Raw genomic sequence first — 26999 nt, forward strand, 5'->3', positions numbered from 1 at the left:
GGGACGACCTGGCCGACGCGGTCATCAGCCTCGACCCCGACGGTGCTGCCGAATCCCGGGATGCGATCGCCGAAGCGTTCGAGAACATCACCTTCAGCAACGAAGCCGGCGGGCACATGAACCTCGACGCCTGCATGCCCGCCGAGCACGGCGTGCACCTGCGTGACCGCATCACCAAGCTCGTCGCGGCACGCGTGTGCAAGAACGACCCGCGCACCCTCGGCCGCCAACGCATCCTCGCGTTCGGCGAGATCGTCGGCATCCCTGGCGCCAGCCTGGCGTGTGAATGCGGCGAGGACACCTGCACGGCAGGACAAGTCCGCACCAGGCGCGGCAAGCGGAAGACGGCGGCGCCCACCGCCGGCGGCAATGTAGCGAGTCAGACCCACCCGGAGACAGCCGACACCACCGGCCATGAGACCGACCCGAGCGACGGCGACGACGAGACTGGTCGGTCGCCGAGCAGCGCGTCCATCACCGCACCCACCGACACCGATCCCACCGACACCGAACCGGCCGCATCCGCCGAGAACCATGACACCGCCGACACCACGGACGGCGCCCACAACCACGACGTCGCCGAGACCGACAGCGAGCCCGACGCCGACATCGCCAACCTCGATAGCACTGGCGATGGCGACACGGCCGAGACCGACGCCGACACCGCTGACGACACCGGCAACGCCGACGACGCCGACGACAGCACCGAACAGACAGCCCCCGACCCAGCGCCCGCCGACCTCCCGACCCCACCGGCCTGGACGCTCCTGCACGACCCCACCGGCATCGAACCGACCCGGCTGCAGGGCTACGGGGCCATCGATCCCGCGCACGCGGCCGACCTGGCGCAGCGGGCGAAGATCATCACCACCCCCACCCTCACGACGCCGAAACCGGCCAGCCGACTGATCATCGTCGGCGACCGAGCCCTGGCACCACCCATCGACCCCACCGGACACGGCGGATTCGACATCCCACCACCCGGAGCCCTGATCTACCGACCACCCGACCGGATGCGCGCCGAGATCACCTACCTCGATCGGCGCTGCCGCTACCCCTACTGCAGTCGCCCGTCCCACGAGTGCGAGCTCGACCACCTGGTGAAGTTCAACCATGCCGACCCGCTGGCCGGCGGCTGGAGCGTGCCCTTCAACTTCGCACCACTCTGCCGACCCGACCACCACCGCAAGCACGATGGCGGCTGGGTGCCGACCATGCACACCGACCGCACCATCACCTGGCGCAACCTACGCACCGGCGAAACCATCATCACCTACCCACGGTGACCGGCACACTCACCGTGAAGACGGCGGCTCGCCTAGCAACGACCACCAGTAATCCTCGGAGATCTCCTCCCCTGCGCGAAGGACTTTGGCGAGTCCGATCGTCATGAGGATGCCGAGGATGCCGAGCCACAGGCCCACCAGGGAGATGAGAATCCAGGCCACGGTGACGGCACCCTGCCACGGTTCAAGGATGATCAACACCGGCGCGAAGAAGAAGCCGGCAACGATGTACCAGTACGATCCCCACCGGTCGCACCACATCACGAAGGTCAGCCATCGAGGGCTCGACTCTGTCGGTGCCGCAACGGGAATCGATAGAGAATGGCTGCGCGATGTCATGGCGCACCTCCTGAGATCCGGGTACCTCCATCCTCCGACCGAAACGGCATCGAGACCACTACCTGCGAGGTAGTGGTCCCGAAACCGGGTCGCGGGAAATCGCTTGTTCCGCTGCGCCACCGACCGTTACCGTCGACGCCGGAGGTGCACATGCGCAAGCTGATCTATCTCGTCGCCGCGACGCTGGACGGGTTCATCGCCGCGTCGGCCGGAAGCGACCCGTCCGGAACGGTTTTCGAGCTCGAGGGTGACCATGCCTCGGCATTGCTGGATGAGTATCCGGAGACGATCCCGTTCCATGTGCGCCCGATGATCGGGATGAGCGACGTCGAACCCCGCCATTTCGACACGGTGCTGGAGGGACGAGCCAGCTATGAGATCGGGAGGTCGCAAGGCGTCAGTGACGCCTATCCGCACCTGCGGCACCTGGTGTTCTCTTCCACCCTCGACGCGACCCCGGCGGAATCAATAGAACTCGTGACGTCGGACGCGATCGCGCACGTCCGCGCAGTGAAAGCCGAACGGGGCCGCGACATCTGGCTCTGTGGCGGTGGTTCGCTTGCCGCTTCGCTCCGCACAGAGATCGACGAGATCCATCTGAAACTACACCCGGTCGTCCTCGGCACGGGGGTACCGCTGCTCGCGCCGCCGACGACGCCAGAGGTCGACCGCTTCCGACTACGGTCCGCACAGCCCTTCGAGAGCGGCGTGAGCCTGATGATCTACGAACACTGTTGATCTACAAACGCGGCCGACCTACGACGCCACCCAACGACGACTCACCGATACGGCCGCCGCGCGGTCTCCGGATCGCCGTAGGTGATCGCGCGCTCTCGCCGTGAATCCGTGAGAAGGGTTGCACTCCAATTCATCACGGTGCCGAGCCGATTACGCATCCCGGCGAGGAAAGCGATGTGGATGATCCCCCACGCCACCCAGCCGATGTAACCGTACAGATTCAGCCTGCCCGCCTCGACGACTGCGTGCCTCCGCGCGATGTAGGCAGCGCTGCCCAGGTCGTGATACCTGAACGGCGCCCGCTCGGTGCCGTCCCCGGCGAGATGCGCGATGACCGCACCGACGTGGCGGCCACCCTGCATCGCGACCTCGGCGACACCCGGCAGATTGTCGCGCGACATCATGTCCCCGACGATCCACACGTTCGGATGACCAGGTACCGACAGATCGGCTTCCACCGATATCCGCCCGCCGCGGTCCTGCTCGACGCCCAGCGCCCGCGCCACCACACCCGCAAACGGGACCGCCTCGACTCCGGCGCTCCACAACGTCGTCCGGGTCTGATACCGGATCACCTCGTGCGGCGTGGACTTCGACGTCGTCTCCACCTCATCGGCGGTCACGTCGGTCACATGCACACCCAGGTGCGTCTCGACGCCGAGTTGGTCGAGGATCGTCTGCGCGCGGTGCGACAGCTTCGGACTGAACGACGGCAGCACCCGATCCCCGCCGTGCAGCAACAAGACCCGCGCCTCACCCGGGTCGATGGTGCGGAACTCGTTCTGCAGCGCCAGCGTTGCGAGTTCCCGGATCTGCCCGGCCAATTCGACACCGGTCGGCCCGCCGCCGGCGACCGCGAACGTCAGCCACTCTCGACGCTGCTCGGCATCCGGAATCGTCTCGGCCACCTCGAACGCGCCGATGATGCGTCGCCGGATCGCGAGGGCGTCATCGAGGGTCTTCATCCCCGGCGCATACTGCGCGAACTCGTCGTTGCCGTGATACGCGGTTCGCATCCCGACCGCGACCACCAGATGGTCGTAGCCGATGGTCATCGACGAGCCGTCCGGCCGGCACACCGAGATGGTCTGCCCCTCCGCGTCGACCTCCTCGGCCTCCCCCAACACGACGTCGGCATTCCGCTGCCGGCGCAGCAGATGTCGGATCGGGCTGGAGATCGCACCTTCGGACAACAAGCCGGTCGCACACTGATACAGCAGTGGCTGGAAGAGGTGGCTCGTCCCACGGTCGACGACAGTGACGTCGACATCGGCCCGCTTGAGCCTGCGGGCGGTCTGCAGCCCACCCAGACCTGCGCCGACGATCACCACACGTGGCCTACCGTTCGCACGCTGAGTGGTCACGCTTGCCGATTGTTCCAGAACCCGGGGACTCCCTCAGCGGTTCCGACCTTCGACCGCGTGTCAGCCCCGCCGGGTCACCGCATACGTCGTTCCCGCCGTGGCGGCGGTCACCGCGAACACCGACGGCCATGCCCCGATCTTCTTGGCCAGCGGATGCGACGCACCGAACGCCCCGAGATAGGTCGCGAGGAGTCCCGACGCGACGGCCGGGCCCCGGTCGGCCCACTCCCGCGTGCACCACGCGCCGGCGACGGCCAGCACCACACCGCCGAGTTCCCGGCGACCGCTGTAGCGAGCGGCGGCGTACCCGCCGACGAGGCCGACCGACGAGACGAGAACCGTGGCGTTGAGGGGCATGCCGGCCACCTTAGGCCCACAATACGAACATGAGCCAAGCAGGTGGCCTCGATCCCGCCCAGCCCGTCGACCCCGCCCAGCCCCTCGACCACGACGACCCGGCCGTCCAGCCCCCGAACGTCGCGGTGACGTTCCTAAAGGAACGCGTGTACGCGACCTTCACCGGACTGGCCATCGTGCTGACCCTCTACAACGGCGCCGACCACCACAGCGCCGCCTACGCCTTCGAGATCCTGTCGATGGGTGTGCTCGCGGTGATCCTGGCCGGTTTCGCGTCCGACGGCATCGCGCACCTGTCGGTCCACCGCCACTTCCCGCGGGGCAACGAGATCCGCACCCTGCTCCGGATCGCCGGCCACGCCCTCGAGACCCTGGTCGTCCCCATCGGACTGATCGTCGCCGCATGGATCGGCATTCTCGAGCTCGACACCGCGCTGCTCATCGCCGGGTTCGTCTACATCGGCACGCTCGGCCTCACCGGCTGGCTGGCGGTGCGCAACGCCGAGGTCACGTGGTGGCAGAAACTCGCAGCGCTCATCACACTCGTGGTGATCGGACTCATCGTTCTCAGTGTCCAGGTGTTCGCGCACAGCCACTGACGATCAGTCAGGAGTTCAGACCGTGACACGCTCCCCGGACCGGTCGCGTGCCGTCGCAAAACGCAGGTTCTCGTCGGCGACATCGCCACGCAGCAGCCGCCGGTCGGTGTAGTAGCTCATCGACATCACCCACGGCGCCTTCGGCCCCTGCTTGGGCAGCGACCCCAGCGCACGCTGCACATAGCCCGCACCGAAATCGAGCAGCGGGCGAGTCGGCATCGCCGGATCGGCGACGGCCCGCACGCTGTCGTAGCCGTGACGGTCCATGTGCCCCAGCAACTTACAGAAGTACTCGCACAGCAGCCCGATCTTCAGGGTCCAGGACGAGTTCGTGTAACCGATCGCCATCGCGAAGTTCGGCACACCGGACAGCATCATTCCGCGATACACCACCGTGTCTGTCAGGGCGACCGGCTCACCGTCGACGGTGAGGTCGATCCCGCCGACCACCTTGATGTTCAGGCCGGTCGCGGTGACGATGATGTCGGCCTCGAGCTCCTCGCCACTTTCGAGCAGGATGCCGTTCTCGGTGAACGTCGCGATGCGGTCGGTGACGATCGACGCCTTGCCCTTCCGGATGGTGCGGAACAGGTCCGCATCGGGGACGACGCACAGCCGCTGATCCCACGGGTTGTACGGCGGGTTGAAGTGCTCGTCGACGGGATAGCCGTCGGGCAGCTGGGATTGGTTGATCTTCCGGATCACCCGACGGGCCTGCTTCGGGAAGCGTTGACACAGCTCGAAAAGCAGCCGCTGCTGCGCGATGTTCTTCTGCCGTGTCACCGCATACCCGACCTTGTCGCCGAGCACCTTCTTGAGCGTGTTCGCGATGTCGTCCTCGCGCGGTAGCGGGATGACGTAGGTCGGCGTCCGCTGCAGCATCGTGATGTGCGCGGTCTCGTCGGCCATCGCCGGCAACAGCGTCACCGCGGTGGCACCGCTACCGATCACCACGACACGCTTGCCCGCGTAGTCGAGATCCTCGGGCCAGTGCTGCGGATGCACGATCTGTCCACGGAAGCGTTCACGCCCCTCGAAATCCGGACTGAACCCCTCGTCGTAGTCGTAGTACCCGGACCCGCAGAAGATCCACCGCGCACTGATCTGGATGCGCTCCCCGGTGTCGAGACGATCGATGTCGACGAGCCACCGCGCATCCTCCGACGACCACGCGGCCGACACGACCTTGTGCTGGTACCGGATCAGATCGGTCAGCCCGTTCTCGTCGATCGTCTCGTGCAGGTAATCGAGGATGCGCGGCGCGTCGGCGATGGCCTGCTTGTCTCGCCACGGCTTGAACTCGTAGCCGAACGTGTACAGGTCGGAGTCCGACCGGATGCCCGGATAGCGGAACAGGTCCCACGTGCCACCGGCGACCCCGCGCGCCTCGACGATCGCGAACGACCGGGCCGGGTGTTCGGTGGTGAGGTACCGGGCTGCGCCAACCCCGGACACACCCGCTCCGATGATCAGTACGTCGAGCGTCTCGGTCGCTGTCGAAGTGGACACGTTGCTCCTCTGCTTGTCGGCACGGTTGTTCCCAGCATGGACATCATTCGCCGATCACGCCAGCCACAAGGTGCAACATCTGGCCGGCTCGAGTGGTGCAGACTGTTCGTATGAGCGACTGGCCTGACTCCACTGACCGGGTCCGCGAACTGCTGCGGCGCGGCGCGGAGATCGTGCTGGCGCCCCCGGACGCCTGGATTCAGGAGATGCACGACGCCGCCCTCGGCGGGGTGCGGATGAGCCCGGTCGCCGACGACCCCGTGCTCGCCGAGGGCACCCGCCGCACCAATCTCGCCAACATGCTGCACTGGGCCGCGTCGAACGTCCGCGACCCGGGCGAACGGGTACCGGTCAACATCACCGGCCACGTCCTCGACACGGCACGCGACCTGGTCCGACGCGGGTTGGGCGAATCATCGCTGGACGCATACCGCACAGCGCAGAGCGTCGCGTGGCGACGGTGGATGGAGATCTGCTTCGAGCTGACCGACGATCCCGCCGAACTGCGCGAGCTCCTGGACATCTCGTCGTTGTCGATCTCGACGTTCATCGACGACACTGTCTCGGCGATGTCGGAGCGGATGGACGCCGAGCGCGCCGACCTCACCCGCGGCACGCATGCCGAGCGTCGCCAGGCGGTGGCGCTGCTCCTCGAAGGCGCCCCGATCCCGGCCGACCGCGCCGAGGCGCGGCTCGGCTACCGGTTGAGTGGTCCGCATGTGGCGGCGGCGATCTGGAGTGAACCGGGAGCGTCCGCGGTTCAGGACCTCGAGGCGGTCGCCGATGCGATGGCGAAGGCAACCGCAGCCGATGACCGACTCACCGTCATCGCGAGCGCGGCGACCCTCTGGGTGTGGCTGCCGGTGCAGCGGGTCCCGCCGATCCGCGACCTCCCCGATCACCCGACGGTCCGCGTGGCCGTCGGCCAGCCCGGCCGCGGCCTCGACGGCTTCCGTCGCAGCCACTTCCAGGCCCTGTCCACCCAGCGGTTGATGGCCCAGTACACGTCGGCACCGCACGTCGCACGCCACGAGGACGTGCGTCTCATCTCACTGCTGACCTCCGACGCCACGGCCACCGACGAATTCCTGTCCGACACGCTCGGCGGACTCGCCACCGCCGATCCCGACATCATCGACACGCTGCGCACCTGGATTGCCGAGCAGTGCAACACCTCCCGCACCGCCGATCGCCTGTACACCCACCGCAACACGGTGATCCGCCGACTCGCACGCGCGGACACGCTGATGCCCCGGCCGGTCGCGGAGAACATCGTCGACATCGCGGCCGCCCTGGAGATCCTGCGGTGGCGGCCGTCCCCACCCGCGACCTGAGTGATCTGTTACGGAATTGCCGCACCCAGCCGGGCGGCCGGCGTGAAGTCGTCGGGCACCCGACCTGACGCGACCGTCTCGACCAGGGCGTCGCCGATGACCGGCGCGTGTTTGAACAGGTTGTGGCCCGCGACCGCGACGATCGGACCCGACTGCCAGATCGCCATCCCGTCATCGCCCCACGGCAGAGTCGTCACCCAGCAGTGCACGATGTCCCGCGGGGTCGGGTCCAGGCCGGGCAGCGCCGTCGCGACGTAGCCGACGGCGGCGTCGGCGAACTCCGCCAGCCGTGGACCGTCGTCGATGGCGCCGTCGTCGTGCGCGTCGACGTGGTCGGACAATCCCAGCCCGTATCCGGAACGGTCCGGGTAGGCGGCGGCATACACCCCGGTGGCGCCGAAATATCCGCTGCCGTCCTGCAGGGTCGGCAACCGGGACACAGGTTCGCGGGTCGCGAACGAGACCCGCACATGCGCACCCAGGCGGACCGGCACGGTGATGCCGGCGCCACGCGCCAGCGCCGCCGTTCCCCGGCCCGCGGAGACGACAACGGCGTCGTGCACGCCCTGCGTCGTCGGCGTGCGCACCACCGCCCCATCCCCGTCGCGGTACAGCGCGATCACCTGCTCGCCGACGATGCGGTCGGAGAACCGTTCCGCCAGCGCGCCGATGGCGGCGCGGGTGTGGATCGAGCCGCCGCCCGGATCGAACATCGCCATGCCCTCGTACTCGCCCAGCAGCGGGAGGAGCTCACGCAGGTCGTCACCGTCGAGTTCCGCGGCGGCCACCCCGGCGTCGCGCAGCAACGGCAGCCGCCGATCCACCGCGTCACCGAGCGCGACCGCCCCATCCTCCGAGACCATGGTGACCCCGAACTCGTCGGTCAGCGCGTCCCACTGCTCGCGCGCCCGTACCGCGAGCCGGATCAGGCGAGGATCGTCGTGCGCGTGGCGGAAGATCCGCGAATGACCGGCGGACTGGCCGTACCCGGGTCGGCCCGATTCATAGAGGGTGACCGAATAACCTTGCCGCGCTGCGTGATACGCCGTCGAGAGACCGACGATGCCGGCGCCCACCACGGCGACGTCGGATCGTGCGACATCGGACGAGTCGACCATGACCCCACGCTACGCCCGCGCCGGGAACTATCGGCACCTTCGGTTTGCGGCACCGTCGGTGCGGGTACGCGTCCCGACACGCAAGATCCGATCCGAGAAAGGACTCGACATGCCCGAAGAGCTCGCCGGCACCACGATCGCGTTCCTGGTCGCCCCCGAAGGCACCGAACAGGTCGAGCTGACCGAACCGTGGAAGACCATCGAGGCGGTCGGCGGTACCCCGCGCCTGGTGTCCACGTCAGACGGGGAGATCCAGGCGTTCAACCATCTCGACCGGGCTGACACCTTCCCCGTCGACGTGACGGTCGGCGACGCACGCGTCGCGGACTTCGATGCGCTCGTGCTGCCCGGTGGCGTCGCCAATCCCGACTTCCTGCGGGCGAACTCCGATGCGGTCGCGTTCGTGAAGGCGTTCGTCGATGCCGGGAAGCCCGTCGCGGCCATCTGTCATGCGCCGTGGACGCTCATCGAGGCGGGCGTGGTGAGCGGCCGCACGGTCACCTCTTACCCGAGTCTGCAGACCGACCTCCGCAACGCCGGTGCCGAGTGGGTCGACGAGGAGGTCGTGGTGTGCCGTTCCGGCCCGAACGCACTCATCACCAGCCGCAATCCCGACGATCTGCCGGCGTTCAACTCGAAGCTGACCATCGAGTTCGCCAAGGCCTCTGCCTGATCCGGTCAGGCGTCGGCAGCGTCGAGTCGTTCGGCGACGTCGGCGGGGAATCCACCGGTGGCGATCGGCCCCCACCGGGTGGGCAGGATCCGGATCAGCGACTTGCCCTGCAGGCGCATCGCGGCCCGGTACTCGTCCCAGTCCGGGTGCTCGCCGGAGATGCAGCGGAAGTAGTCGACGAGCCCGTCTTCGGCGTCCGGCATGTCGAGTACCTCGGCGTCGCCGTCCACCTGCACCCACGCACCGTTCCATTCCTCGGACAGCACGCAGACGCTGGCCACCGGCGTGTGCCGGATGTTGGCGGCCTTCGCCCGTGTCGGATACGTGGAGATCACGATCCGGCCGGCGTCGTCGACGCCACCGGAGACCGGCGACAACTGCGGGGTGCCGTCGCGGCGCATCGTGCTGAGCAGCATGCGGTGCCGCGGACGGATGAAGTCCAGGAGCTCGGTTCGATCGACGGCGTCGGAGGTCGCAACTGTTCGGGCCATGGTCTCGACCTTACGCCGACGATCAGACCCGGAACCGCCCCGCGAACCCGCGCAGCGGCATGTCCGCACTCGTGAGGATGCCCGGCCGGGCCGCGACCACCGAGGAGATCGCGTTCAACGCGGGCAGCCCGGTCACGGTCATCCCGATCGACGCGAACGACGCCGGATCGGACAGATCGACCCCGGCTCTCGGGAAGATCATGTGCTTGGAGTACACCGACGGGTCACCGGTGATGTGAGTGATGTAGCAGCCCTTGATGTCCCACGCGGGATCGGTGTAGGGCGTCATCTGCCATTCGAGGTGCGTCTCGACGCGCGGCACGCCGTCGACCATCCCCTGGTACTTGATGTAGTTGGCACCCAGCGACCCTTCCGGCAGGAAGTACCAGCCGAGGTCGACGTCCTTGGTGCATGCGCCCAGCTCATAGCTGAACGCGACCTCGTCGAGTTCCAGATCGAAGCAGTCGGCCATCAGGTAGACCGAGTCCGCGAACACCTCGGTGTACGTCCGCAACGACTCCGGTATCGAGGGGTCATCGACCGGCCGTCCGTACCCCACCGCCTTCCACGTCTCCGCCGAGTGGTGGCATGACACGTCGACCGATTCGGTGACGGTGACGTTCTCGATGTCGGCGACATCCATCGACTGCGCCACCGCGATCACCTGTGCGGCACCCGGATTCATGCCGGTGCCGTAGAAGGTGGAACCACCCTTCTGGCAGGCGTCTTCGAGGATCTCGGTGGTCTTGCGGCCGCTGGGGTGTGGATGGTTGGTGTTGCGGTGGAATCCGGTGATCCAGTCGGCGGTGGTGACGATGTCGATGCCGGCCTCGAGGACCTGTACGTAGAGGTCCTCGTCGGGGAAGACGCCGTGGAACGTCATGACGTCGGGCTCGGCCGCGATGATCTGCTCGACCGTCCCGGTGGCGGTCACCCCGATCGGCTCCATCCCGACGATCTCCCCGGCGTCGCGGCCCACCTTGTCCGGCGAATAGCAGTGCAGGCCCACCAGTTCCAGGTCGGGATGGTTGCGGATACGTCCGATCATCTCGGTACCGACGTTGCCGGTGGCGACCTGGAACACCCGGATCGGCCGGGTGGGAGTCGTTGTCATGACACGACCTTTCGCTTGTCGGGCCGGAGGTTCGGCATCGCCACTCCGTCCGGGTAGAACTGGGTGGCCCACGCCCGAAGCGCCGTGAAACCCTGATACTCCTTGCGCGACAACGCAGGCGGGTCGGAGTAGCGCTGATGACGCCAGATCTCGATATCCGCCTCGAACTGCTCGATCACGAAGTCGGCCATCGTCTTTCCGTAGTCGGTGATCGGTCCGGACTCCTCGCCGGGTTTGCGCCCGATCCATACGGTGAAACGGACGTCGGAGGTGTGTTCGTCGACCGGGGTCACCGCCGGCATCGTCCGGTTGTCGACCATTCCCCAGCTCTTGGTGACCGAGCAGCCGAGGCCGGCGTTGATGGATTCGACTCCGCTGGTGGCTTCTTCGAGGGTGGCCCCTTCGTCGAACGCGATGGTGAAGTCGACGTAGGAGACCGGGCCGGAGAAGTCGTGCCGGGTGAACTCCGGCATGAACGGGGTCTTGTGCACGAACTTGAAGTGGGCGAAGTCGACGCCGTTCTCCATGATGTACTGCGGATGGATCTCCAACTGCTCGCGGAACAGCGTGGCCGCGGGGACCGGCGGGTAGTAGTCGTCGGCCGTCTTGTCGTCCCCGAAATCGGCGAAGATGTCCGGCACGTCGAAATGCGGTGGCCGGTTGTCGACGTCGTACCAGATCCAGATCGCCTCGTTGCGCTCGACGACCGGATAACTGCGGATGCGGCGGCCCTTGTTCGGGCGGCTCTCGTACGGGATGCAGACGTTGCGGCCCTCGCGATTCCACTCCCAGCCGTGGAACGGGCAGACGATGTTCTCGCCCTCCACATGTCCGCCGTACCCCAGATGCGCGCCGAGATGCTCGCAGTAGGCGTCGAACACCGCGACGGTTCCGGACGCCGCGCGCCACGCAACCATCTCGCGTCCGAAGTACGTCATCCGGCGTACCGCGCCGACCGCGAGCTCCGCCGACCACGCGACCTGGAACCACCCGGTCGGCTCCATCGAGAGCGGAATCCTGGCCACTCGACCTCCTCGTGCATGCGGGTCACGATGCGTCGAGAAGGATCGTAGTGGGTTCTACGAAACTGCGGTAGGGGGTCTTGTCCCCCTATCTGTCGACAACGCAGATCTGCCGCCGCCGCGCCAGGAGCACACCGAGCCCGCCGTATCCCAGGATGGTGAAGGCCGCCGCACCCCACAGCCCGATCGCCGGGACCGCGACGAGCGGAATCGAGTACAGGAACCAGCACTGCGCGAACAGGGTCTGCCACCGCAGCGCGCCGGTCCACCGGCCGGCGATGGCGATGCGGATGCCGATGATCGCCATCCCGAGCATCGACAGCGGCCAGGAACTGTCGAAGATCATCCAGACGACGGACTCCTGGATCAGCCAGAACATGTCCAGGATCGTCGACACCAGCGCTCCCCCGATCAGGGCGAACTCGATGCGGTACCCGACCCGGGCGACTCGACCGGCCCCCATCGCCTGGGTGCGGTACTGCACCGCTAGGAGCGCCAGCAGCGAGAACTGGAACGCGAGCCCGGCAACCCCGCCGACCAGCGATGACACCCCGAAACCCTCGTCGTCGCCGACCACCGCGAGGGCAACCGCCCAGATCGGCGCACTCACCGCCAGGGCGAGTCCCGCCCGGACGGTGGGCACCGGATTCGGCGCGACGACGGGGTGGACGGACGGATCGACGGCGGTCATGGATTCTCCTCGGTTGGTGGGCGATCGGGAGAAGCATCGCGAACGCGACTTGGGGTTGACTTGGGATCGGGCGCGCCCGATTAGGATCGGGCGTCATGACCAGCGAGGCCGGTACCGAGGGGCGACGCACCAACCGGCGCGGGCGCTCCACCCGGGAGGCGATGCTCGACGCCGCGGTCACCGCGTTGGCCTCCGGCGAACCGGGCTCGGTGTCGGCCAACCGCATCGCCAAGGAGACCGGCGCCACCTGGGGAACCGTCAAGTACCAGTTCGGCGACGTCGACGGCCTGTGGGCGGCGTTTCTGCGACGAACCGCCGAACATCGTGGCGAGTTGCCCTACCGCGAGAACAACAGCGCACCGCTACCGGAACGGGTCGCCGACATCATCGACATCCTGTTCCTCGGCCTCACCTCGACCGAGGCGCGGGCCATCGAGAACCTGCGGGCCGCCCTGCCACGCGACCCCGCCGAACTGGAGCGGCTGTACCCGGCGACCGCAGCGGAACTCGCATCCTGGAAGGACAGCTGGGCGAACGCCTGTCAGAAGGCATTCGCGGATCTCGATGTCGACCCGGGACGGGTGCGTGAGGTTGCCGCCTTCATCCCGGGCGCGATGCGCGGTCTCGTGTCCGAGGCACGGTTGGGCACGTACTCGGACCTCGACGAGGCGCGCCGCGGCCTGACGAATGCGATCGTGGCCTACCTCGACCGGTGAGATGTTTCGGGAAGCACGGATTCGCCCGCGCTCCATGGCCTAACGTCAGGCGCAGATCGTTCCGTCTCTCAACCACCAGGAGTTCGACCACATGTCGCCCGTAGTCGTCGTTGCCACCCTGTCCCCGAAGCCCGGCGAGGAGGAGGCCGTCAAGGAAGCCGTCCTGAACGCCATCCCCAAGGTGCACGCCGAGAAGGGATGCCTCAAGTACGCATTGCACGAGGCCACCGGCGACTCGACCGACCTGGTGATGATCGAGAAGTGGGAATCGATCGACGCCCTCGCCACACACGGCCAGGCGCCGGCGCTCGCCGAACTGGGCCAGGCCATCGCGAATCTGCTGGCCGCGCCCCTCGACGTCAAGACCTTCACGCCGATACGAGCAGGCGAAGCGGACCTGGGCGCCATTTAGCCCCGGCGCCGACCGGGCCCGCCGATCTTGTTGATCCGGCGGGTTCCGGCGTGCTACACAGGTAGAACGAGCGTTAGATCGGCGCGTCACGGAACGCGTGTCACCAGCCGATACGACTCACCGCCATCCCCGGGAGGATCCACATGCCTGAAGCAGTCATCGTCGACGTCGTCCGCCTCGCCTCGGGCAAGGGCAAGCCAGGCGGCGCCCTCTCGGAGACACAGCCGGTCGAACTCCTCGCCCACGTACTCCGCACCCTGGTCGAGCGCAGCGACATCGATCCCGCCCTCGTCGACGACGTCATCGGCGGGTGTGTCGGGCAGGCAGGCGAACAGGCCCTCAACATCTCGCGTACCGCACTGTTGTCGGCGGGCTTTCCCGAGTCGGTGCCCGCGACCACCGTCGACCGCCAGTGCGGTTCGAGCCAGCAGGCGGCCCACTTCGCCGCCCAGGGTGTGATCGCCGGCGCCTACGACGTGGTGATCGCCGCCGGCGTCGAGTCGATGAGCCGCGTGCCGATGGGCTTCACCACCGTCGGCCGCAGCCCGTACGGTCCCAGCATCGCGGCCCGGTACCCCGATGGCCTTGTCGGCCAGGGCATTTCGGCCGAGCTCATCTCCGCGAAGTGGAAGTTCGACCGCGATACGCTCGACGCGTTCGCCGCACAATCCCACCAGCGCGCCGCCGCGGCCGCGGCCGACGGGTTCTTCGACCGCGAGATCATCCCGATCGACGTCGCCGATGCCGACGGCAACACCGCCACCCACACCGCCGACGAGACCGTCCGCGCCACCACCACCGCCGAGGGCCTCTCCGGCCTGAAGCCGTCGTTCTACAGCGAGGAATACGCGCAGCGATTCCCGGAGATCAACTGGCACATCACCCCCGGCAATTCGTCGCCGCTGACCGACGGCGCCTCGGCGGCACTGATCATGAGCGACACGATGGCCGCCAAACTCGGCCTGACCCCGCGCGCACGGTTCCATTCGTTCTCGCTGGCCGGCGACGACCCGGTGTTCATGCTGACCGCCCCGATCCCGGCGACCCGCAAGATCCTGGAGCGCTCCGGCCTGTCGATCGACGACATCGACGCCTACGAGGTCAACGAGGCGTTCGCGCCCGTTCCGCTGGCCTGGGCCAACGAGTTCGGGGCCGACCCGGCCAAACTGAACCCGCGTGGCGGCGCGATCGCACTGGGCCATGCCCTCGGCTCGTCGGGCACCCGCCTGCTCAGCACGCTGGTCAACCACCTCGAGGCAACCGGCGGCCGGTACGGCCTGCAGACGATGTGCGAGGGCGCCGGAATGGCGAATGCCACGATCATCGAGCGTGTCTGACGCCATGTCGACGGCGGCGACCGACGAACCCGATGCGGTTGCGACCGCGTCGGGTGACTGGCGCCAGGTCGAACCGCTGTACCTGCCGGTCACCCTGGCCGCCGCCAAGGACGCGTTCCACGAGCGCGGGTTCCACGGCACCTCGATCCGCGACATCGCCTCGCGGGCAGGGGTTTCCCTGCCGACGCTGTACTACCACCACGAGAACAAGCAGGGCATCCTGGTGGCGCTGCTCGAGGCGGGGATATCGTCGATCCTCAACCGCGTCCGTGCGGCGATCGCCGACGGCGACACCCCGCGCCAGCAGCTGTCCAACGCCATCGAGACGATCGTCCTGCACATGACCGCGGACCTCCAACTCGCCAGCGTCGGCCGCGAACTGCGCTACCTCGACAGCGACAACCCGCACCGGCAGCACTACGTGGGCATGCGGACCGAAATGGAAGATCTGCTCGCCGACGTCCTGCGTCGTGGCATGGCGAGTGGGGATTTCCAGATCCCGGGCGATGTCCGAGAAGTGTTGCGGTATCTGCTCGGCGCCTGCCAGGAGGTCACCACCTGGTACCGCCCGGAGGGTGCCCGGTCACCTGCACAGGTCGCCGAGTCCTACGCGGCGACATCGCTGCGCGCCGTGGGCGCATCGTTCGACACCACCGATCACACCTGACCATCACCGACAGAGGAGTTGAGGGGAACACCATGAAACGCACCATCTTCGAACCCGAGCACGAACAGCTGCGGCAATCCGCCCGGGAGTTCCTGATCCGCGAGTGCGCACCGCACGTCGAGAAGTGGGAAGCTGCGGGGCAGGTGGACCGCGAGGCATATGCCAAAGCGGGCGAGGCCGGATTGCTCGGTTTCAACATCCCCGAGGAGTTCGGCGGAGGTGGCGTCGACGACGACTTCCGATTCAACGCGGTAGTCGTCGAGGAGTTCGCGCGTTTCGGCAGTGCGGCACCGGGTCTGAGCCTGCAGAACGATGTTCTGGTCCCGTACTTCCTGCACCTGGCCAACGACGAGCAGAAGAAGCGCTGGATGCCCGGGATGGCCACCGGAGAGACCATCCTCGCGGTCGCGATGACCGAGCCCGGCGCCGGTAGCGACCTCGCCGGCATCAAGACCTCCGCGAAGCTCGACGGCGACCACTACATCCTCAACGGCAGCAAGACCTTCATCTCGGCCGGTATCAACTCCGACCTCGTCGTCGTGGTCTGCCGCACCAACCCTGATCCGGCCGCCGGGCACAAGGCCTTCTCGCTGCTCGTCGTCGAGCGCGAGATGGAGGGCTTCGAGCGCGGACGCAAGCTCGACAAGATGGGCCTGAAGGCCGCTGATACCGCCGAGCTGCATTTCACCGACGTGCGCGTCCCGCGGGAGAATCTCCTCGGCGAGGAGAACAAGGGTTTCTACCACCTGATGCAGAACCTCCCCTCAGAGCGGCTGTCGATCGCCGTCGGTGCCATTGCCGGAGCCCGCGCCGTCTACGACGAGACGCTGCAATACGTCAAGGACCGCAAGGCCTTCGGCAAGCCGATCGGCACCTTCCAGCACAACCGATTCGTGATGGCCGAGATGTCCACCGAACTCGACATCGCCGAGCAGTACATCGATCGCTGCCTGAAGGCCGTCGTCGACGGTGAGCTCACCGCAGTGGACGCCTCCAAGGCCAAGTGGTGGTGCACGGAGCTGGCGAAGCGTGTCATCGACCAGTGCGTGCAGCTGCACGGCGGCTACGGCTACATGAACGAGTACCGCGTCGCCCGTGCCTACACCGATTCGCGCATCCAGACGATCTTCGGCGGCACCACCGAGATCATGAAGGACATCATCGGCAAGGATCTGGGTCTCTAGGTCTGAGTCCATCTGCAGTTGACGACGATCGGCTCCGTGAGAGACGACCGAGGCAAGTGTGCCTTCGATACGCCCTCACGGAGCCGATTTTTGTCATCGTCGCGTCTCATCAACGACGAGGAGGTGTCACCCCTCCCGCTGATCGAGTAGTCGGCGAGCGGCAGCGAGTCACCCCTCCCGCTGATCGAGTAGTCGGCGAGCGGCAGCGAGTCGACGTATCGAGATCCCCCGTGACCACACGTCGCCGCACAGACCAACGTGCCGACACGACCGGCACCTCCCGTAGGATCGCACCCCGTATCCCACCAGACCGGAAGGTGCCCATGCTCGACGGCGTCCGTACCCTCTATCGCCTGACGCGCGGCGAGCGTGTGGCCGAGGACCAGCCCACCCCGCACAGGACGCTGTCCGAGGGACATCACCGGACGCTTCGGCGCTACGGCACCGACGCGGAGGTCGACGCGGCGCGCGCGGCGAACCGCACGCCGGTCCTGCTGGTGCCACCACTCGCGGTCCCCGCCCGCTGCTACGACCTCGCGCCGGACATGTCGGTGGTGGCGTCGCTGCTGGCGACCGGACGCATCCCGTACGTCGTCGACTTCGGCGAGATGGGTTATGCCGATCGACATCTCGGATTCGAGGACTTCGCCGACGACATCGTCCCCGCCGCGATCGGCAGGTCCTCGCCGACTCCGGCGAGACCACGAGCACCGTCGATCTCGCCGCGTGGAGTCTGGGCGGGACCGTGGCGTTCCTGACCGCCGCTGCCCATCCCGAACTGCCGATCCGGTCGATCACCGCCATCGGCACCCCGCTGAATTACTCTCTGGTGCAGCCGTATCCATTGGTGAAGCGGCTCATCCGGCCGATCGGGCCGGCCCCGGTCACGTATTCGCTGAAAGCGATGGGCGGCATCCCGGCACCGCTGGTTCGCCTGGCCTACCGCGCGACGGCGTGGGAGCGCGAGATCAAGAAACCCGGCTACATCCTCCGCAACGCCGACAACACCGAGGCGTTGGCGCGGATGCAGGTCATCGATTGGTTCCAGGAGGCCCTGCCCGGCTATCCGGGTAAGCTGGCCGAGCAGATGTGGCAGAACCTGGTCTACCGCGACGAGATCGCCGGTGGCGTCGTGCGATTCGGCGATCGCAGCATCGACCTCACATCCATCGCGGTGCCGATCCAGTTGTTCGGCAGCCATCGCGACGCCATCGTGAGCTGGGGTGCGGCACGCCATGGCGTCGAGATCTTCGCCGATTCTCCCGAGGTGCACTTCACCACCGTCGAGACCAGCCACCTGGGTCTGATCGCCGGCAGCGAGGCCAGCGCGCAGACGTGGCCGAGGGTGGACGAATTCTTGACCGGCCTGGACAGCGCGGACACCTGAACCTGTCAGACCATCGCGGGTGGCGGCATACCCCCGCCCAACGTGCGGCCGACCCCCTGCGCGGCCACCTGCGCTGCCGCCACCAGGGTCGCCCGATTGCGGCCCAGGGAGGGCACCACTACACCCAGCGCGGCGACCACCTCGTCACCTCGACGAATCGGCACCGCTATCGAACACGCGCCGAGTGTCATCTCCTCGGTGGTGGTCGCGTAGCCCTGCTGACGGACCTGACGGAGCTGCCGGTCCAGCACCCCGGGCGCCACGATCGTGTGCGGGGTCATCGCCGGCAGGTCACCCATCGCCTGGCGCCGCACGTCGTCGGGGGCATGGGCGAGAAGCACTTTGCCGACGCCGGTGCAGTGCAACGGAAGTCGACTACCGACCCGGCTGACCACCGGCACCGACGCCCGCCCCGACAGGCGGTCCAGGTACAGCACCTCCACCCCGTCGCGCACCGCGAGATGCACGGTCGCGAAGGTCGCCGCGTAGAGGTCCTGCAGAAAGGGCGCCGCGATCTCCCTGATGCCGGATTGGATGGGGGCGAGCAGGCCCAGATCCCAGAGACGTCGCCCGATGACATAGCGGGTGTCGGGCCGGCGGGTCAGCGCACCCCAGGCCTCCAGTTCGCGAACGAGACGATGCACCGTGGGCACCGGCAGGTCGGCACGCTCGGCGATCTCGGTGAGGGTCAGCGTGCGATGGGTTCGGTCGAACACTCCGAGCACCGCCAACGTCCGGGCAGCCACGGACTGCCCCGGTCGACCCGTGTTGCCCGCCATCGCCAGACCCCTTCCACTCAGTGGAATCGAGTGTAGGGGCTGCGCATGGCGATCAGGACACGGTGAGCGGCAGTGTTCTCAGCCGCCGTACCAGCAGACTGCGTTCCCACTCCGGGTTGTCACCGTGGACGACGAACTCCGTCGTCGAATCCAAGAGGAAGTTGATCGCCGTCTGCGCCTCGAGACGAGCGAGGGCCGCGCCGACACACAGATGCATCCCCTTGCCGAAGCCCAGATGGGGCCGACGCCGCGACGGGTCGAGGACGATGCGGTCCGGTTCGTCGAACTGGTCGGCGTCGCGGTTGGCCGAACCCCACGCCAGGTACAGGTGTGAGCCTGCCGGCAACGTGGCGTCGCCCAGGGTGGTGTCCGACACGACGTGCCGATAGTGACCGCGAAACGGCGACTCCACGCGGAGGGCCTCTTCGACGAAGGTCGGCACGAGGTCGCGTTCATCGCGCAGCTGCCCGACCAGTTCCGGTTGCTGTCCGAGCAGCCAGACGGCGTTGCCGAGGAGGCTGACCGTCGATTCCGCCCCGGCCGCCACCAGCTGGATCAGCATGACGACCGCGGTCCCCTCTTCGAGGTCACCCCGGCGCACCACCGTGGCCAAGTCACCCATCACGCCTTGTCCGGATCCCTCGACCGCTTCTCGAAATGCCGCTGCGACATGGCCACTGAGTTCTCCCACCGCGACGCCGGCCGCGTCCAGCTGCTCGGCGGTCACCACCCCGTCGAGGAGGACGGTCGCGGCGAATGACCAGCGGACGAGATCGTCGATGTCATAGGTCGGGAATCCCAGGAGCTCCGCGACGACGGCCATGGGCAACTGCTGCGCGACCGCGGTCATCCAATCGATCCGGCCGCTGCCGAGTCCAACGCTGCCTATCCCGTCGTTCCAGAGACGCTTCAGCGTCCGATCGATGAACGGTTCGAGATCCTTCATGCGTTTCGCCACCAGTGACGGCATGACCATCTTTCGATGATCACGGTGTACCGGATCGTCGGCGGTCGCGAGCGCATGCAGCGGGGAACCCAGCTCGAGAATCGGGTACTCCGTCACCGTGCCATCCGCGGTCCAGACCATCGTCGCGGTGAGATTCGACGAGAAGTCGTCGGGCCGGGAGACCGCTTCGGCGACGAGGTCCCAGCTCGACACGAGATAGAAGGGCGAATCGTCCAGCCGGGCCACCGGCGCCACGCTCCGCAGATGTTCGAAGTACGGGTAGGGGTTGTCCAGATCATGCACCTGACCAGCGTCGACTCCACACGACACCGAAATCAACCGGAGACGGAAAGTCGACACCCCGGGCGCGACGGTTCACGTGCTGGGTGTCTCACGCCCATCGACCGACCTCGACCAATCGGTGAAACATTCCAAGCAGATGTCTCACACTGAGACCGTGACGGGCGACTGGCTGGTGAGCGACGACCGCAGCGACACCGCGCGCGTCAGGCTCTACACGCTGGCCACCGAGATGATCGGTCGCGATGGACTCGATCGGTTCGACCTCAACGACCTCGCTCGTCGTGCTCACTGTTCGAGGGCGACGGTCTATCGGCATGTCGGTGGCAAGAAGCAGTTGCTCGAGGCGGTGTGGGCATTCTCTTCGGCGGCCGTGGTGGCCGAGGTCGAAGCGGCGACCGCCGGTGTCACAGGACGCGAGCGAACGTCGGTCGCGATCACGGTGGCCGTGCAAGCGATCCGGTCCGACCGTGTGATCCGCCAGTTCGTCGAATCGCGTCAGGTCCTCGCCGCGGCCGATACCGTCGTCCACTCACCGACGATCGTCGCGGCGGCTTCCGACCTCATGGGACTCGATCCCGGAGATGCTGTGACGGTTCGCTTCGCGATTCGCGCGATTCTGTCGATCCTCACCGTGCCCGCGCACGATCCCGCCGAGGAACGCGAACTCATCGACATCCTGGTACGCGCGCTACGTCCGGCCTGACCTGCTGCGATCAAATCTGTCGGACCCCTGTCGTACATTGGTTTTCAGCGGAATCGAACACGTGATGTGACACCGGACCGACCCTGAGCGGCCGATCCACCTTCTGAGATATGCGGGCCTGCGTTCCGCGATGTCCACAGTGTCTCCGAAGGTGTTGGGTCTCCGAAGGGTGTTGGGGTGTCGGTTCCGGATTGGCGGCTGTCGTCGTGGTGGGGAGAGGCCTCGCCGTGGCCCGACCTCGCTCCCTTGTTCACCGGGAATGTGCACTCCGACGGTGTGCCCCAGGCTGATACGAATCAACTCCTCGGTTCGATGGCATCGACGCAACGCGGCATCGCATATCTCGCCTGGCACGACTATCAACTGGCCGCCGAGCTCCACCGGCGTCTGGTCGGTGACCAGGAGCGGCCAGAGGACCTGCTTGTCGTTGACGGCTTCGCCGACTGCGCCGCCCGGATCGCCTTGGCACTGAGCATCTCCCAACGCAGCGCCGAGCAACTGATCCACGAGGCGGTGGCGCTGCGCGATCGCCTTCCCGAGGTCTCCGAGCGTCTCCGCAACGGGCAGATCTCGCAGGCCCGCGTCTCGACCATCATCGCGCGCACCGATCTGCTCAGCGGACAGGAATGCATGGCAGCCGTCGATGCCGAGATCGCCGCCGAACTGGATCTGCATCGTGGGGCGTGGTCGGCCGAACGGCTTCGCAACATGACGGACCGCATCGTGTTCCGTCACGACCCGGACGCGGTCCGAGAAGCACGCAGACGCGCGATGGCTGACCGCCGGATGTCGACGACGCCGAAGCCGGACGGGATGGCAGAGATCGCGGGGACCATGTCGGCGGAGAACGTGCGGATCGCTGCGTCGGCGGTGAAAGCGCTCGCGGCTGCAGTGTGCGCCCAGGACGAACGTACGAAACAACAGCGCGCGTCCGATGCCATGTTCGCGTTGCTGTCCGGCACGCGATTCGAATGTCTCTGCGGCCAGGAGGATTGCACCGCGCAGATTCCGGAGCCGGGGACCGTACCGCCTGCGGACGCCAAGATCGTCATCCACGTCGTCTGCGACGAGTCCACCCTCACCGGTGACGCCGAGCATGCGGGTTTCGTCGACGGCCACGGGGTGATCTCCGACGAGCATGTGCGGGATCTCGCGGCACGGAAGGACGCCGTGATCAAGCCGCTGGTACCGAAGGGCACCCCGCAGAATCCGGATGGCACCTTCACCCTGCCGGCACACCTGCCGTCTGACCCGTATCGTCCGTCAGCCGCCCTGGACACCTACATCCGGGTACGGGACGGCTACAGCGTGGTGCCCGGCAACACGACCCCTGCGTTCGAGGGCGATGTCGAACACGTTGCCGAATACAACCACGCCGACCCGGCCGCGGGCGGACAAACGGTGCCGGAGAACCTGAACATCAAGGACCGCTTCTTCCACATCCTCAAGACGTTCGGCCGGTGGGTCGACGACATGTACCGCGATGGCCGCGGCCGGTTGCGCACCGAGTTCACCACACCCGAAGGCCTGGTGATCGAAGGCGATCCGGACAACCTGGAGACGATGTTCCCGGGACTCCTGCGCATCCGATTCACGTCGCCCGAACCACCGGGAGACGCCGAACCTGCGCCTTCCCCGGAACCCACCGTCCCACCGGCCCGACGTGTGTCGCGGTTGGCGGCCAAACATGCCCGCAGACAACAGGAACGAGAGCGCAACCGCCGTCGGAGGGAGGAGTGACGCGGGTCAGGCCTCCTCGTCGACCTCCGCGAACAACCCGTTCGCGATCCGGAACGCCGTATTGGCATCGGGCACACCGCAGTAGATCGCCGACTGCAGGAGCACCTCCTTGATCTCCTCGCGGGTCAGGCCGTTGCGCAGCGCAGCGCGCAGGTGCATCGCGAGCTCCTCGTGGTGTCCGCGGGCGATCAGGGCGGTCAACGTGATCATCGACCGGCTCCGGCGATCCAGCCCGGGACGGGTCCAGATGCTGCCCCACGCGTATTCGGTGATGAGTTCCTGGAAGTCGCGGGTGAGGTCGGTGATCGCGTTGGTTGCCCGGTCGACGTGTGCGTCACCGAGAACCTCGCGTCGCACCGTCATTCCGTCGTCGTATCGGCTCATCGTCGTCCTCGAGTCCCTTTCCTCATTGCTCATCCTTCTGCGTGATCGCGCGCGCACGTTCGAGCTGTGCGTCGATGAATTGGTCTGCGGCGCCGAAATACTCCGATGCCGCCGGGTGTCCGGCGATCTCGGCCATCGTCGACTGCTCAGATGTCACCGCCGCGCCGGCCGCCGCCAGGTTCTCGGCCATCCGTTCGGTGTGGACTCGGAGGTCGTCGAGGAGACTCGTGGTCTGATCACCCGCGACGACGGCTCGTCGCAGAAGGGTTCGGAGCGTGTCCCATTCGACGTGCCATCCGCCCGGCGTCCGTTCGTCGACGGCGTCCGCGGCGGCCAGGTGCAAGGTCGAGGCCATCGGCGGCCCGGCGATCGCGGCACGGCGGATCAGCACCGACAGTACAGGGTTGGACTTGTGCGGCATGGTCGACGATCCCCCGCCCGCCCCTTCGGACAGCTCACCGATCTCGGTCCGGGCCAGCACCATCACGTCGTTGGCGACATGGCCCCAGGCGTCGGTGCACTCGAGGGCGGCATCACCGATCCGGGTGATCGCGGTGCGCACCGAGTGCCACGGGGTGGCCGGCTCGAGGCCGAGTTCACGCGCGGCCACGGTCGAGGATCTTGCGACGAGCGCTGCGATGTCGGCGTCGGCCCCGGCGAGCTCCACGACCGCCGCCGACGTCCCGCCGGCACCGCCGAGCTGCACCGGGAAGCGGAGCAGGTCGAGTCGCTCCCGGGCATCGAGGACGCCACGCAGCCACAGTGCGCTCTTCAGGCCGAAGGTGGTCGGAACGGCCTGCTGCGTCAGTGTTCTCGCGACCATCGGCGAGTGACGGTGCTCGATCGTGTGGCGCGCGAGGATCGTGACCTGCGAGTCGAGTGCCGTCGAGATCGCCGCCACCGCCTCGGCCGCGCACCACATCAGCGCGCTGTCGACGACATCCTGGCTGGTGAGCCCGCGGTGCAACCAAGTCGCCGCGGGGCCGGCGCCCAGCCGCGACCTCAGCAGGCGCACGAGCGGAATCACCGGGTTACCGCCCGACTCGGCCTCGACCGCTACCGACTCGAGATCGGCATCGGTGAGGAGTGAGCGCAGCGCATCCACATCGAGTTCGGCGCCGGCGGGTGCGACCCCGGCCGCGGCCAGGGCCACGCTCCACGCAGCCTCCACCCGGATCATCGCGTCGAGGAAAGCCCCGTCGGTGAAGATGTCACCTGCGCGATGATCGCCTGGCCACAGCAGACCGCTCATCGGCCGCCGTGATCGAGGAAGACGGTCTCGTCGGCGCCCTGCAGGTGGATGTCGAACCGGTACCCGTCGTCGTCCTTGGCCGCGATCAGGGTGTCGCGACGACCGTCGGGAACCGCCGACAGCAACCGGTCCGCGGCGAGTGCGCGCACACTCTCGGGCAGGTACGCGCGGGTGAACAACCGGTCGAGCAGGCCGCGGGCGAACACGCAGATCGCGAAGAACGGTGCCGCCCCGTCGGTCACGGCGCCGGGCGGCATGGTGGCGAAGGAGTAGTGGCCCACCCGGTCGGTCTGGACACGTCCCCACCCGGTGAAGGTGAAACCGTCACGACGCAGCGACCCCGGCTCGCGGCTGACGTTGCCGTCGGCGTCGGGTTGCCAGATCTCGATGAGGGCGTCCGGAACCGCGTCACCGTTGCCGTCGAACACCGTGCCGTGCAGTCGAATCCGCCGCGGATCTCCCGGCGCGACGAGTTCGGGCCCACCGTCGAACGGCAGTGCGTAGTGGAAGAACGGGCCGACGGTCTGGCCCGGAGTCGGGGCGAGGGTCACTGGTCCTCCTCCATCGGGGTCTGGGCGGCACCGGTGAGCACGATGTCCCAACGGTATCCGGTGCACCACTCGTGCTGCGTGAGATCGTGGTCGTAGGTCGCGACCAGGCGGTCGCGGGCCTGCTGGTCGACGATCGCCTGGTAGATCGGGTCGAACGCGAACAGCGGGTCGCCGGGGAAGTACATCTGCGTGACCAGCCGCTGCGTGAACGCCGTGCCGAACACCGAGAAATGGATGTGCGCAGGGCGCCAGGCGTTGTGGTGGTTCTTCCACGGATACGGACCGGGCTTGATGGTGGTGAACCGGTACCAGCCGTCGTCGTCGGTGAGGCAACGCCCGACGCCGGTGAAGTTGGGGTCGATGGGCGCCGGATGCTGGTCGCGCTTGTGGATGTAGCGACCGGCCGCATTGGCCTGCCACACCTCGACGAGTTGGTTGCGGATCGGCCGGCCGTTGCCGTCGAGCACTCGTCCGGTCACGACCATCCGTTCGCCGATGGGGTCGCCACCGTGCTGGATCGTCAGGTCGGCTTCGAGCGGGTCGACGTCGCGGTGCCCGAACGCCGGTGACCACAGCTCGATGCCCTCGGGATCATTGTGCAGGAAGCTCTTTGTGGGATGGCGCAGGAGACTCGACCGGTACGGCGCGTAGTCGAGTCGGGGTGCGGTCTCCGGGACACCGCCCGACGACAGGGCCGACGCGTACCGATCGCCGATCCGGGCGATCTCGTCGCTGATCTGCTGTTGTGTTCCGTGCGCGGCATCCGAGGAGATCTGTCCGTGGTCGGTGAACACCTCCGACACGTCGGTATCCGGAATCAGTGGTGTGGCCATCCTGTGTATCCTTCTGCGAGATAAGTGGACCCGGCTTCGGAGGCGACCAGGGTCGCCAGCTCGCCGAGCTGCCGTTGTTCGTCGAAATCCGATGCGTCCGAGCTGTTGTGGAGCATCGTCGTCATCCAGTACGAGAAGTGCTGCGCCTTCCACACCCGGGCCAGCGCCCGGTCGGTGTAGGTGTCGAGAGCGTCGGAATCACCCTTGGTGATCGCCCGTTCGAGGACCTCGGCCAGCACCCGCACATCGGAGAGCGCGAGGTTGAGCCCCTTGGCACCGGTCGGTGGAACCGTGTGGGCGGCATCGCCGGCGAGCAGCAGACGGCCGTGGCGCATCGGTGACTGGACGAAGCTGCGGAACGGCAGCACCGTCCGTTCCAGAACGGGCCCGTCCTTCAACCGGAATCCGTCGGCACCGGACAGTCGAGTGTGCAGTTGTTCCCAGATCCGGTCGTCCGACCAGTCGTCGGGGTTCTCTCCCGGATCACACTGGAAGTACATGCGCTGCACGGTGTCGGTGCGTTGGCTGATCAGCGCGAAGCCCTGCGGCGACCGGTTGTAGATGAGTTCGGGTGCACTCGGCGGCGCCTGCACCATGACACCGAACCAGGCGAACGGGTACTCGCGGTAATACATGTGCGGGTCGGCGACCAGTTTGCGACAGATGCTGCGCGACCCGTCGGCGCCCACGACGAGGTCGGCGGTGATCTCGTGCCGCGCGCCGTCGGCGTCGGCGAAGCGCACCGTCGGTGTGTCGAGGACATCGGTGACCTCGGTGTCGGTGATGCCGTATCGGACGTCACCACCGTCGCGGGTGCGTGCCCGGTGCAGGTCGATGAACACCTCGGTCTGCGGGTAGAGCCAGCAGGACGCGCCGGCGAGTTTCTGGAAGTCGATGCGATGGCTGACGCCGCCGAAGCGCAGCGAGATGCCCTCGTGCTCGTGGCCGTCGGTGAGCACACGGTCGGAGACGCCCGAATCGACCAGCAGCCGCACGCTGTCGCGTTCGAGGATGCCGGCGCGATGGGTGGTCTCGATCTCCTCGACGGTGCGGTTGTCGACGACGACACTGTCGATCCCGGCGAGATGCAGCAGGTGCGACAGCATCAGGCCGGCGGGGCCACCGCCGACGATGGCCACCTGGGTGCGGGTGTGAGCGACAGTGCTCATC

28 protein-coding genes and 1 pseudogene are annotated in these 26999 nt (G+C 67.3%); 13 read left to right on the top strand and 16 right to left on the bottom strand.

The window, feature by feature from the left end; genetic code table 11:
- On the top strand, positions 1–1286 hold a 1286-nt coding region (locus VZC37_RS16770; protein ID WP_330433808.1), incomplete at its 5' end, for an HNH endonuclease signature motif containing protein.
- Positions 1287–1295: 9 nt separating this feature from the next.
- On the opposite strand, the gene VZC37_RS16775 is transcribed toward VZC37_RS16770, so the two are convergent.
- Positions 1296–1625 (bottom strand): hypothetical protein, encoded by a 330-nt coding sequence (locus tag VZC37_RS16775; RefSeq protein WP_330433810.1) that lies wholly within the window; start codon positions 1623–1625, stop codon positions 1296–1298.
- Between the two features lie 150 nt (positions 1626–1775).
- On the opposite strand from VZC37_RS16775, the gene VZC37_RS16780 reads away from it, so the two are divergent.
- The gene (locus tag VZC37_RS16780) at positions 1776–2363 is read left to right on the top strand and encodes a dihydrofolate reductase family protein (protein ID WP_330433812.1); all 588 of its coding nucleotides are present in this window, start codon (positions 1776–1778) and stop codon (positions 2361–2363) included.
- A gap of 41 nt (positions 2364–2404) precedes the next feature.
- On the opposite strand, the gene VZC37_RS16785 is transcribed toward VZC37_RS16780, so the two are convergent.
- Positions 2405–3727: an NAD(P)/FAD-dependent oxidoreductase gene (locus VZC37_RS16785; protein WP_330433814.1), complete on the bottom strand. Its 1323-nt coding sequence runs from the start codon at positions 3725–3727 to the stop codon at positions 2405–2407.
- A gap of 60 nt (positions 3728–3787) precedes the next feature.
- Positions 3788–4084: a hypothetical protein gene (locus VZC37_RS16790; RefSeq protein WP_330433816.1), complete on the bottom strand. Its 297-nt coding sequence runs from the start codon at positions 4082–4084 to the stop codon at positions 3788–3790.
- Between the two features lie 29 nt (positions 4085–4113).
- Here VZC37_RS16790 and VZC37_RS16795 point away from each other — a divergent pair, with 29 nt between their 5' ends.
- Positions 4114–4683, top strand: coding sequence for a hypothetical protein (locus VZC37_RS16795; protein ID WP_330433818.1), 570 nt, complete (start codon positions 4114–4116; stop codon positions 4681–4683).
- Positions 4684–4698: 15 nt separating this feature from the next.
- Here the strand turns inward: VZC37_RS16795 and VZC37_RS16800 are convergent, their stop codons facing one another.
- Positions 4699–6192 (bottom strand): flavin-containing monooxygenase, encoded by a 1494-nt coding sequence (locus VZC37_RS16800; RefSeq protein ID WP_330433821.1) that lies wholly within the window; start codon positions 6190–6192, stop codon positions 4699–4701.
- Positions 6193–6302: 110 nt separating this feature from the next.
- On the opposite strand from VZC37_RS16800, the gene VZC37_RS16805 reads away from it, so the two are divergent.
- The gene (locus VZC37_RS16805) at positions 6303–7526 is read left to right on the top strand and encodes a PucR family transcriptional regulator (protein ID WP_330433823.1); all 1224 of its coding nucleotides are present in this window, start codon (positions 6303–6305) and stop codon (positions 7524–7526) included.
- Between the two features lie 8 nt (positions 7527–7534).
- Here VZC37_RS16805 and VZC37_RS16810 read toward each other — a convergent pair whose 3' ends face one another.
- Positions 7535–8644 (bottom strand): NAD(P)/FAD-dependent oxidoreductase, encoded by a 1110-nt coding sequence (locus tag VZC37_RS16810; protein WP_330433825.1) that lies wholly within the window; start codon positions 8642–8644, stop codon positions 7535–7537.
- Between the two features lie 109 nt (positions 8645–8753).
- On the opposite strand from VZC37_RS16810, the gene VZC37_RS16815 reads away from it, so the two are divergent.
- Positions 8754–9317, top strand: a complete 564-nt coding sequence (locus VZC37_RS16815; RefSeq protein WP_330434421.1) for a type 1 glutamine amidotransferase domain-containing protein — start codon at positions 8754–8756, stop codon at positions 9315–9317.
- Between the two features lie 5 nt (positions 9318–9322).
- Here VZC37_RS16815 and VZC37_RS16820 read toward each other — a convergent pair whose 3' ends face one another.
- From VZC37_RS16820 to VZC37_RS16835, 4 genes are all read right to left on the bottom strand, one after another.
- A complete protein-coding gene (locus VZC37_RS16820) occupies positions 9323–9808 on the bottom strand; it encodes a PPOX class F420-dependent oxidoreductase (RefSeq protein WP_330433826.1) in 486 nt (161 codons plus the stop codon).
- A gap of 22 nt (positions 9809–9830) precedes the next feature.
- Positions 9831–10922, bottom strand: a complete 1092-nt coding sequence (locus tag VZC37_RS16825; protein ID WP_330433828.1) for an NAD(P)H-dependent amine dehydrogenase family protein — start codon at positions 10920–10922, stop codon at positions 9831–9833.
- Positions 10919–11947, bottom strand: a complete 1029-nt coding sequence (locus tag VZC37_RS16830; RefSeq protein WP_330433829.1) for a Rieske 2Fe-2S domain-containing protein — start codon at positions 11945–11947, stop codon at positions 10919–10921. Before VZC37_RS16830 ends, VZC37_RS16825 begins: the two co-directional genes overlap by 4 nt.
- Before the next feature lie 85 nt (positions 11948–12032).
- Entirely contained in the window at positions 12033–12635 is a 603-nt protein-coding gene (locus VZC37_RS16835; RefSeq protein WP_330433831.1) for a hypothetical protein, read from the bottom strand.
- 95 nt (positions 12636–12730) lie between these two features.
- On the opposite strand from VZC37_RS16835, the gene VZC37_RS16840 reads away from it, so the two are divergent.
- The 6 genes and pseudogenes from VZC37_RS16840 (at position 12731) to VZC37_RS16865 (ending at position 18338) form a co-directional block, all read left to right on the top strand.
- The gene (locus VZC37_RS16840) at positions 12731–13351 is read left to right on the top strand and encodes a TetR/AcrR family transcriptional regulator (protein WP_330433833.1); all 621 of its coding nucleotides are present in this window, start codon (positions 12731–12733) and stop codon (positions 13349–13351) included.
- Positions 13352–13442: 91 nt separating this feature from the next.
- Positions 13443–13763, top strand: coding sequence for a putative quinol monooxygenase (locus tag VZC37_RS16845; RefSeq protein ID WP_330433836.1), 321 nt, complete (start codon positions 13443–13445; stop codon positions 13761–13763).
- 143 nt (positions 13764–13906) lie between these two features.
- Entirely contained in the window at positions 13907–15100 is a 1194-nt protein-coding gene (locus VZC37_RS16850; RefSeq protein WP_330433838.1) for an acetyl-CoA C-acyltransferase, read from the top strand.
- A 4-nt stretch (positions 15101–15104) separates the two neighbouring features.
- Positions 15105–15767, top strand: coding sequence for a TetR/AcrR family transcriptional regulator (locus tag VZC37_RS16855; protein ID WP_330434423.1), 663 nt, complete (start codon positions 15105–15107; stop codon positions 15765–15767).
- A 32-nt stretch (positions 15768–15799) separates the two neighbouring features.
- A complete protein-coding gene (locus VZC37_RS16860; RefSeq protein ID WP_330433840.1) occupies positions 15800–16951 on the top strand; it encodes an acyl-CoA dehydrogenase family protein in 1152 nt (383 codons plus the stop codon).
- Positions 16952–17274: 323 nt separating this feature from the next.
- Positions 17275–18338 (top strand): annotated as a pseudogene (locus VZC37_RS16865) (alpha/beta hydrolase).
- Positions 18339–18343: 5 nt separating this feature from the next.
- On the opposite strand, the gene VZC37_RS16870 reads toward VZC37_RS16865, so the two are convergent.
- Together VZC37_RS16870 and VZC37_RS16875 are read right to left on the bottom strand one after the other, a co-directional pair.
- Positions 18344–19117, bottom strand: coding sequence for an IclR family transcriptional regulator (locus VZC37_RS16870; protein WP_330433842.1), 774 nt, complete (start codon positions 19115–19117; stop codon positions 18344–18346).
- A 52-nt stretch (positions 19118–19169) separates the two neighbouring features.
- A complete protein-coding gene (locus VZC37_RS16875) occupies positions 19170–20366 on the bottom strand; it encodes a cytochrome P450 (protein WP_330433844.1) in 1197 nt (398 codons plus the stop codon).
- A gap of 154 nt (positions 20367–20520) precedes the next feature.
- On the opposite strand from VZC37_RS16875, the gene VZC37_RS16880 reads away from it, so the two are divergent.
- Positions 20521–21069, top strand: a complete 549-nt coding sequence (locus VZC37_RS16880; RefSeq protein WP_330433846.1) for a TetR/AcrR family transcriptional regulator — start codon at positions 20521–20523, stop codon at positions 21067–21069.
- A gap of 177 nt (positions 21070–21246) precedes the next feature.
- Entirely contained in the window at positions 21247–22809 is a 1563-nt protein-coding gene (locus VZC37_RS16885) for a DUF222 domain-containing protein (protein ID WP_330433848.1), read from the top strand.
- Positions 22810–22815: 6 nt separating this feature from the next.
- On the opposite strand, the gene pcaC is transcribed toward VZC37_RS16885, so the two are convergent.
- From pcaC to VZC37_RS16910, 5 genes are read right to left on the bottom strand one after another with little or no spacing between them, the layout of a single operon-like run.
- A complete protein-coding gene (gene pcaC / locus VZC37_RS16890) occupies positions 22816–23193 on the bottom strand; it encodes a 4-carboxymuconolactone decarboxylase (RefSeq protein WP_330433850.1) in 378 nt (125 codons plus the stop codon).
- 22 nt (positions 23194–23215) lie between these two features.
- Positions 23216–24445: a lyase family protein gene (locus VZC37_RS16895; RefSeq protein WP_330433852.1), complete on the bottom strand. Its 1230-nt coding sequence runs from the start codon at positions 24443–24445 to the stop codon at positions 23216–23218.
- Positions 24442–24996 (bottom strand): protocatechuate 3,4-dioxygenase subunit alpha, encoded by a 555-nt coding sequence (gene pcaG / locus VZC37_RS16900; RefSeq protein WP_330433853.1) that lies wholly within the window; start codon positions 24994–24996, stop codon positions 24442–24444. The genes VZC37_RS16895 and pcaG overlap by 4 nt, the downstream gene beginning before the upstream one ends.
- Positions 24993–25829 (bottom strand): protocatechuate 3,4-dioxygenase subunit beta, encoded by an 837-nt coding sequence (pcaH, locus tag VZC37_RS16905; protein ID WP_330433856.1) that lies wholly within the window; start codon positions 25827–25829, stop codon positions 24993–24995. Before pcaH ends, pcaG begins: the two co-directional genes overlap by 4 nt.
- Entirely contained in the window at positions 25814–26998 is a 1185-nt protein-coding gene (locus VZC37_RS16910; protein WP_330433858.1) for a 4-hydroxybenzoate 3-monooxygenase, read from the bottom strand. Before VZC37_RS16910 ends, pcaH begins: the two co-directional genes overlap by 16 nt.
- Between the last annotated feature and the right edge of the window lies 1 nt (position 26999).

The sequence above is a fragment of the Gordonia sesuvii genome (assembly GCF_036350415.1).
Lineage (GTDB): Bacteria > Actinomycetota > Actinomycetes > Mycobacteriales > Mycobacteriaceae > Gordonia > Gordonia sesuvii.

Coding starts and splice junctions, on each gene's coding strand:
- VZC37_RS16775 (WP_330433810.1), bottom strand. CDS start 1,625: ATGACATCGCGCAGCCATTCTCTATCGATTCCCGTTGCGGCACCGACA.
- VZC37_RS16780 (WP_330433812.1), top strand. CDS start 1,776: ATGCGCAAGCTGATCTATCTCGTCGCCGCGACGCTGGACGGGTTCATC.
- VZC37_RS16790 (WP_330433816.1), bottom strand. CDS start 4,084: ATGCCCCTCAACGCCACGGTTCTCGTCTCGTCGGTCGGCCTCGTCGGC.
- VZC37_RS16795 (WP_330433818.1), top strand. CDS start 4,114: ATGAGCCAAGCAGGTGGCCTCGATCCCGCCCAGCCCGTCGACCCCGCC.
- VZC37_RS16805 (WP_330433823.1), top strand. CDS start 6,303: ATGAGCGACTGGCCTGACTCCACTGACCGGGTCCGCGAACTGCTGCGG.
- VZC37_RS16810 (WP_330433825.1), bottom strand. CDS start 8,644: ATGGTCGACTCGTCCGATGTCGCACGATCCGACGTCGCCGTGGTGGGC.
- VZC37_RS16815 (WP_330434421.1), top strand. CDS start 8,754: ATGCCCGAAGAGCTCGCCGGCACCACGATCGCGTTCCTGGTCGCCCCC.
- VZC37_RS16820 (WP_330433826.1), bottom strand. CDS start 9,808: ATGGCCCGAACAGTTGCGACCTCCGACGCCGTCGATCGAACCGAGCTC.
- VZC37_RS16825 (WP_330433828.1), bottom strand. CDS start 10,922: ATGACAACGACTCCCACCCGGCCGATCCGGGTGTTCCAGGTCGCCACC.
- VZC37_RS16835 (WP_330433831.1), bottom strand. CDS start 12,635: ATGACCGCCGTCGATCCGTCCGTCCACCCCGTCGTCGCGCCGAATCCG.
- VZC37_RS16840 (WP_330433833.1), top strand. CDS start 12,731: ATGACCAGCGAGGCCGGTACCGAGGGGCGACGCACCAACCGGCGCGGG.
- VZC37_RS16845 (WP_330433836.1), top strand. CDS start 13,443: ATGTCGCCCGTAGTCGTCGTTGCCACCCTGTCCCCGAAGCCCGGCGAG.
- VZC37_RS16850 (WP_330433838.1), top strand. CDS start 13,907: ATGCCTGAAGCAGTCATCGTCGACGTCGTCCGCCTCGCCTCGGGCAAG.
- VZC37_RS16855 (WP_330434423.1), top strand. CDS start 15,105: ATGTCGACGGCGGCGACCGACGAACCCGATGCGGTTGCGACCGCGTCG.
- VZC37_RS16860 (WP_330433840.1), top strand. CDS start 15,800: ATGAAACGCACCATCTTCGAACCCGAGCACGAACAGCTGCGGCAATCC.
- VZC37_RS16870 (WP_330433842.1), bottom strand. CDS start 19,117: ATGGCGGGCAACACGGGTCGACCGGGGCAGTCCGTGGCTGCCCGGACG.
- pcaC (WP_330433850.1), bottom strand. CDS start 23,193: ATGAGCCGATACGACGACGGAATGACGGTGCGACGCGAGGTTCTCGGT.
- VZC37_RS16895 (WP_330433852.1), bottom strand. CDS start 24,445: ATGAGCGGTCTGCTGTGGCCAGGCGATCATCGCGCAGGTGACATCTTC.
- pcaH (WP_330433856.1), bottom strand. CDS start 25,829: ATGGCCACACCACTGATTCCGGATACCGACGTGTCGGAGGTGTTCACC.
- VZC37_RS16910 (WP_330433858.1), bottom strand. CDS start 26,998: ATGAGCACTGTCGCTCACACCCGCACCCAGGTGGCCATCGTCGGCGGT.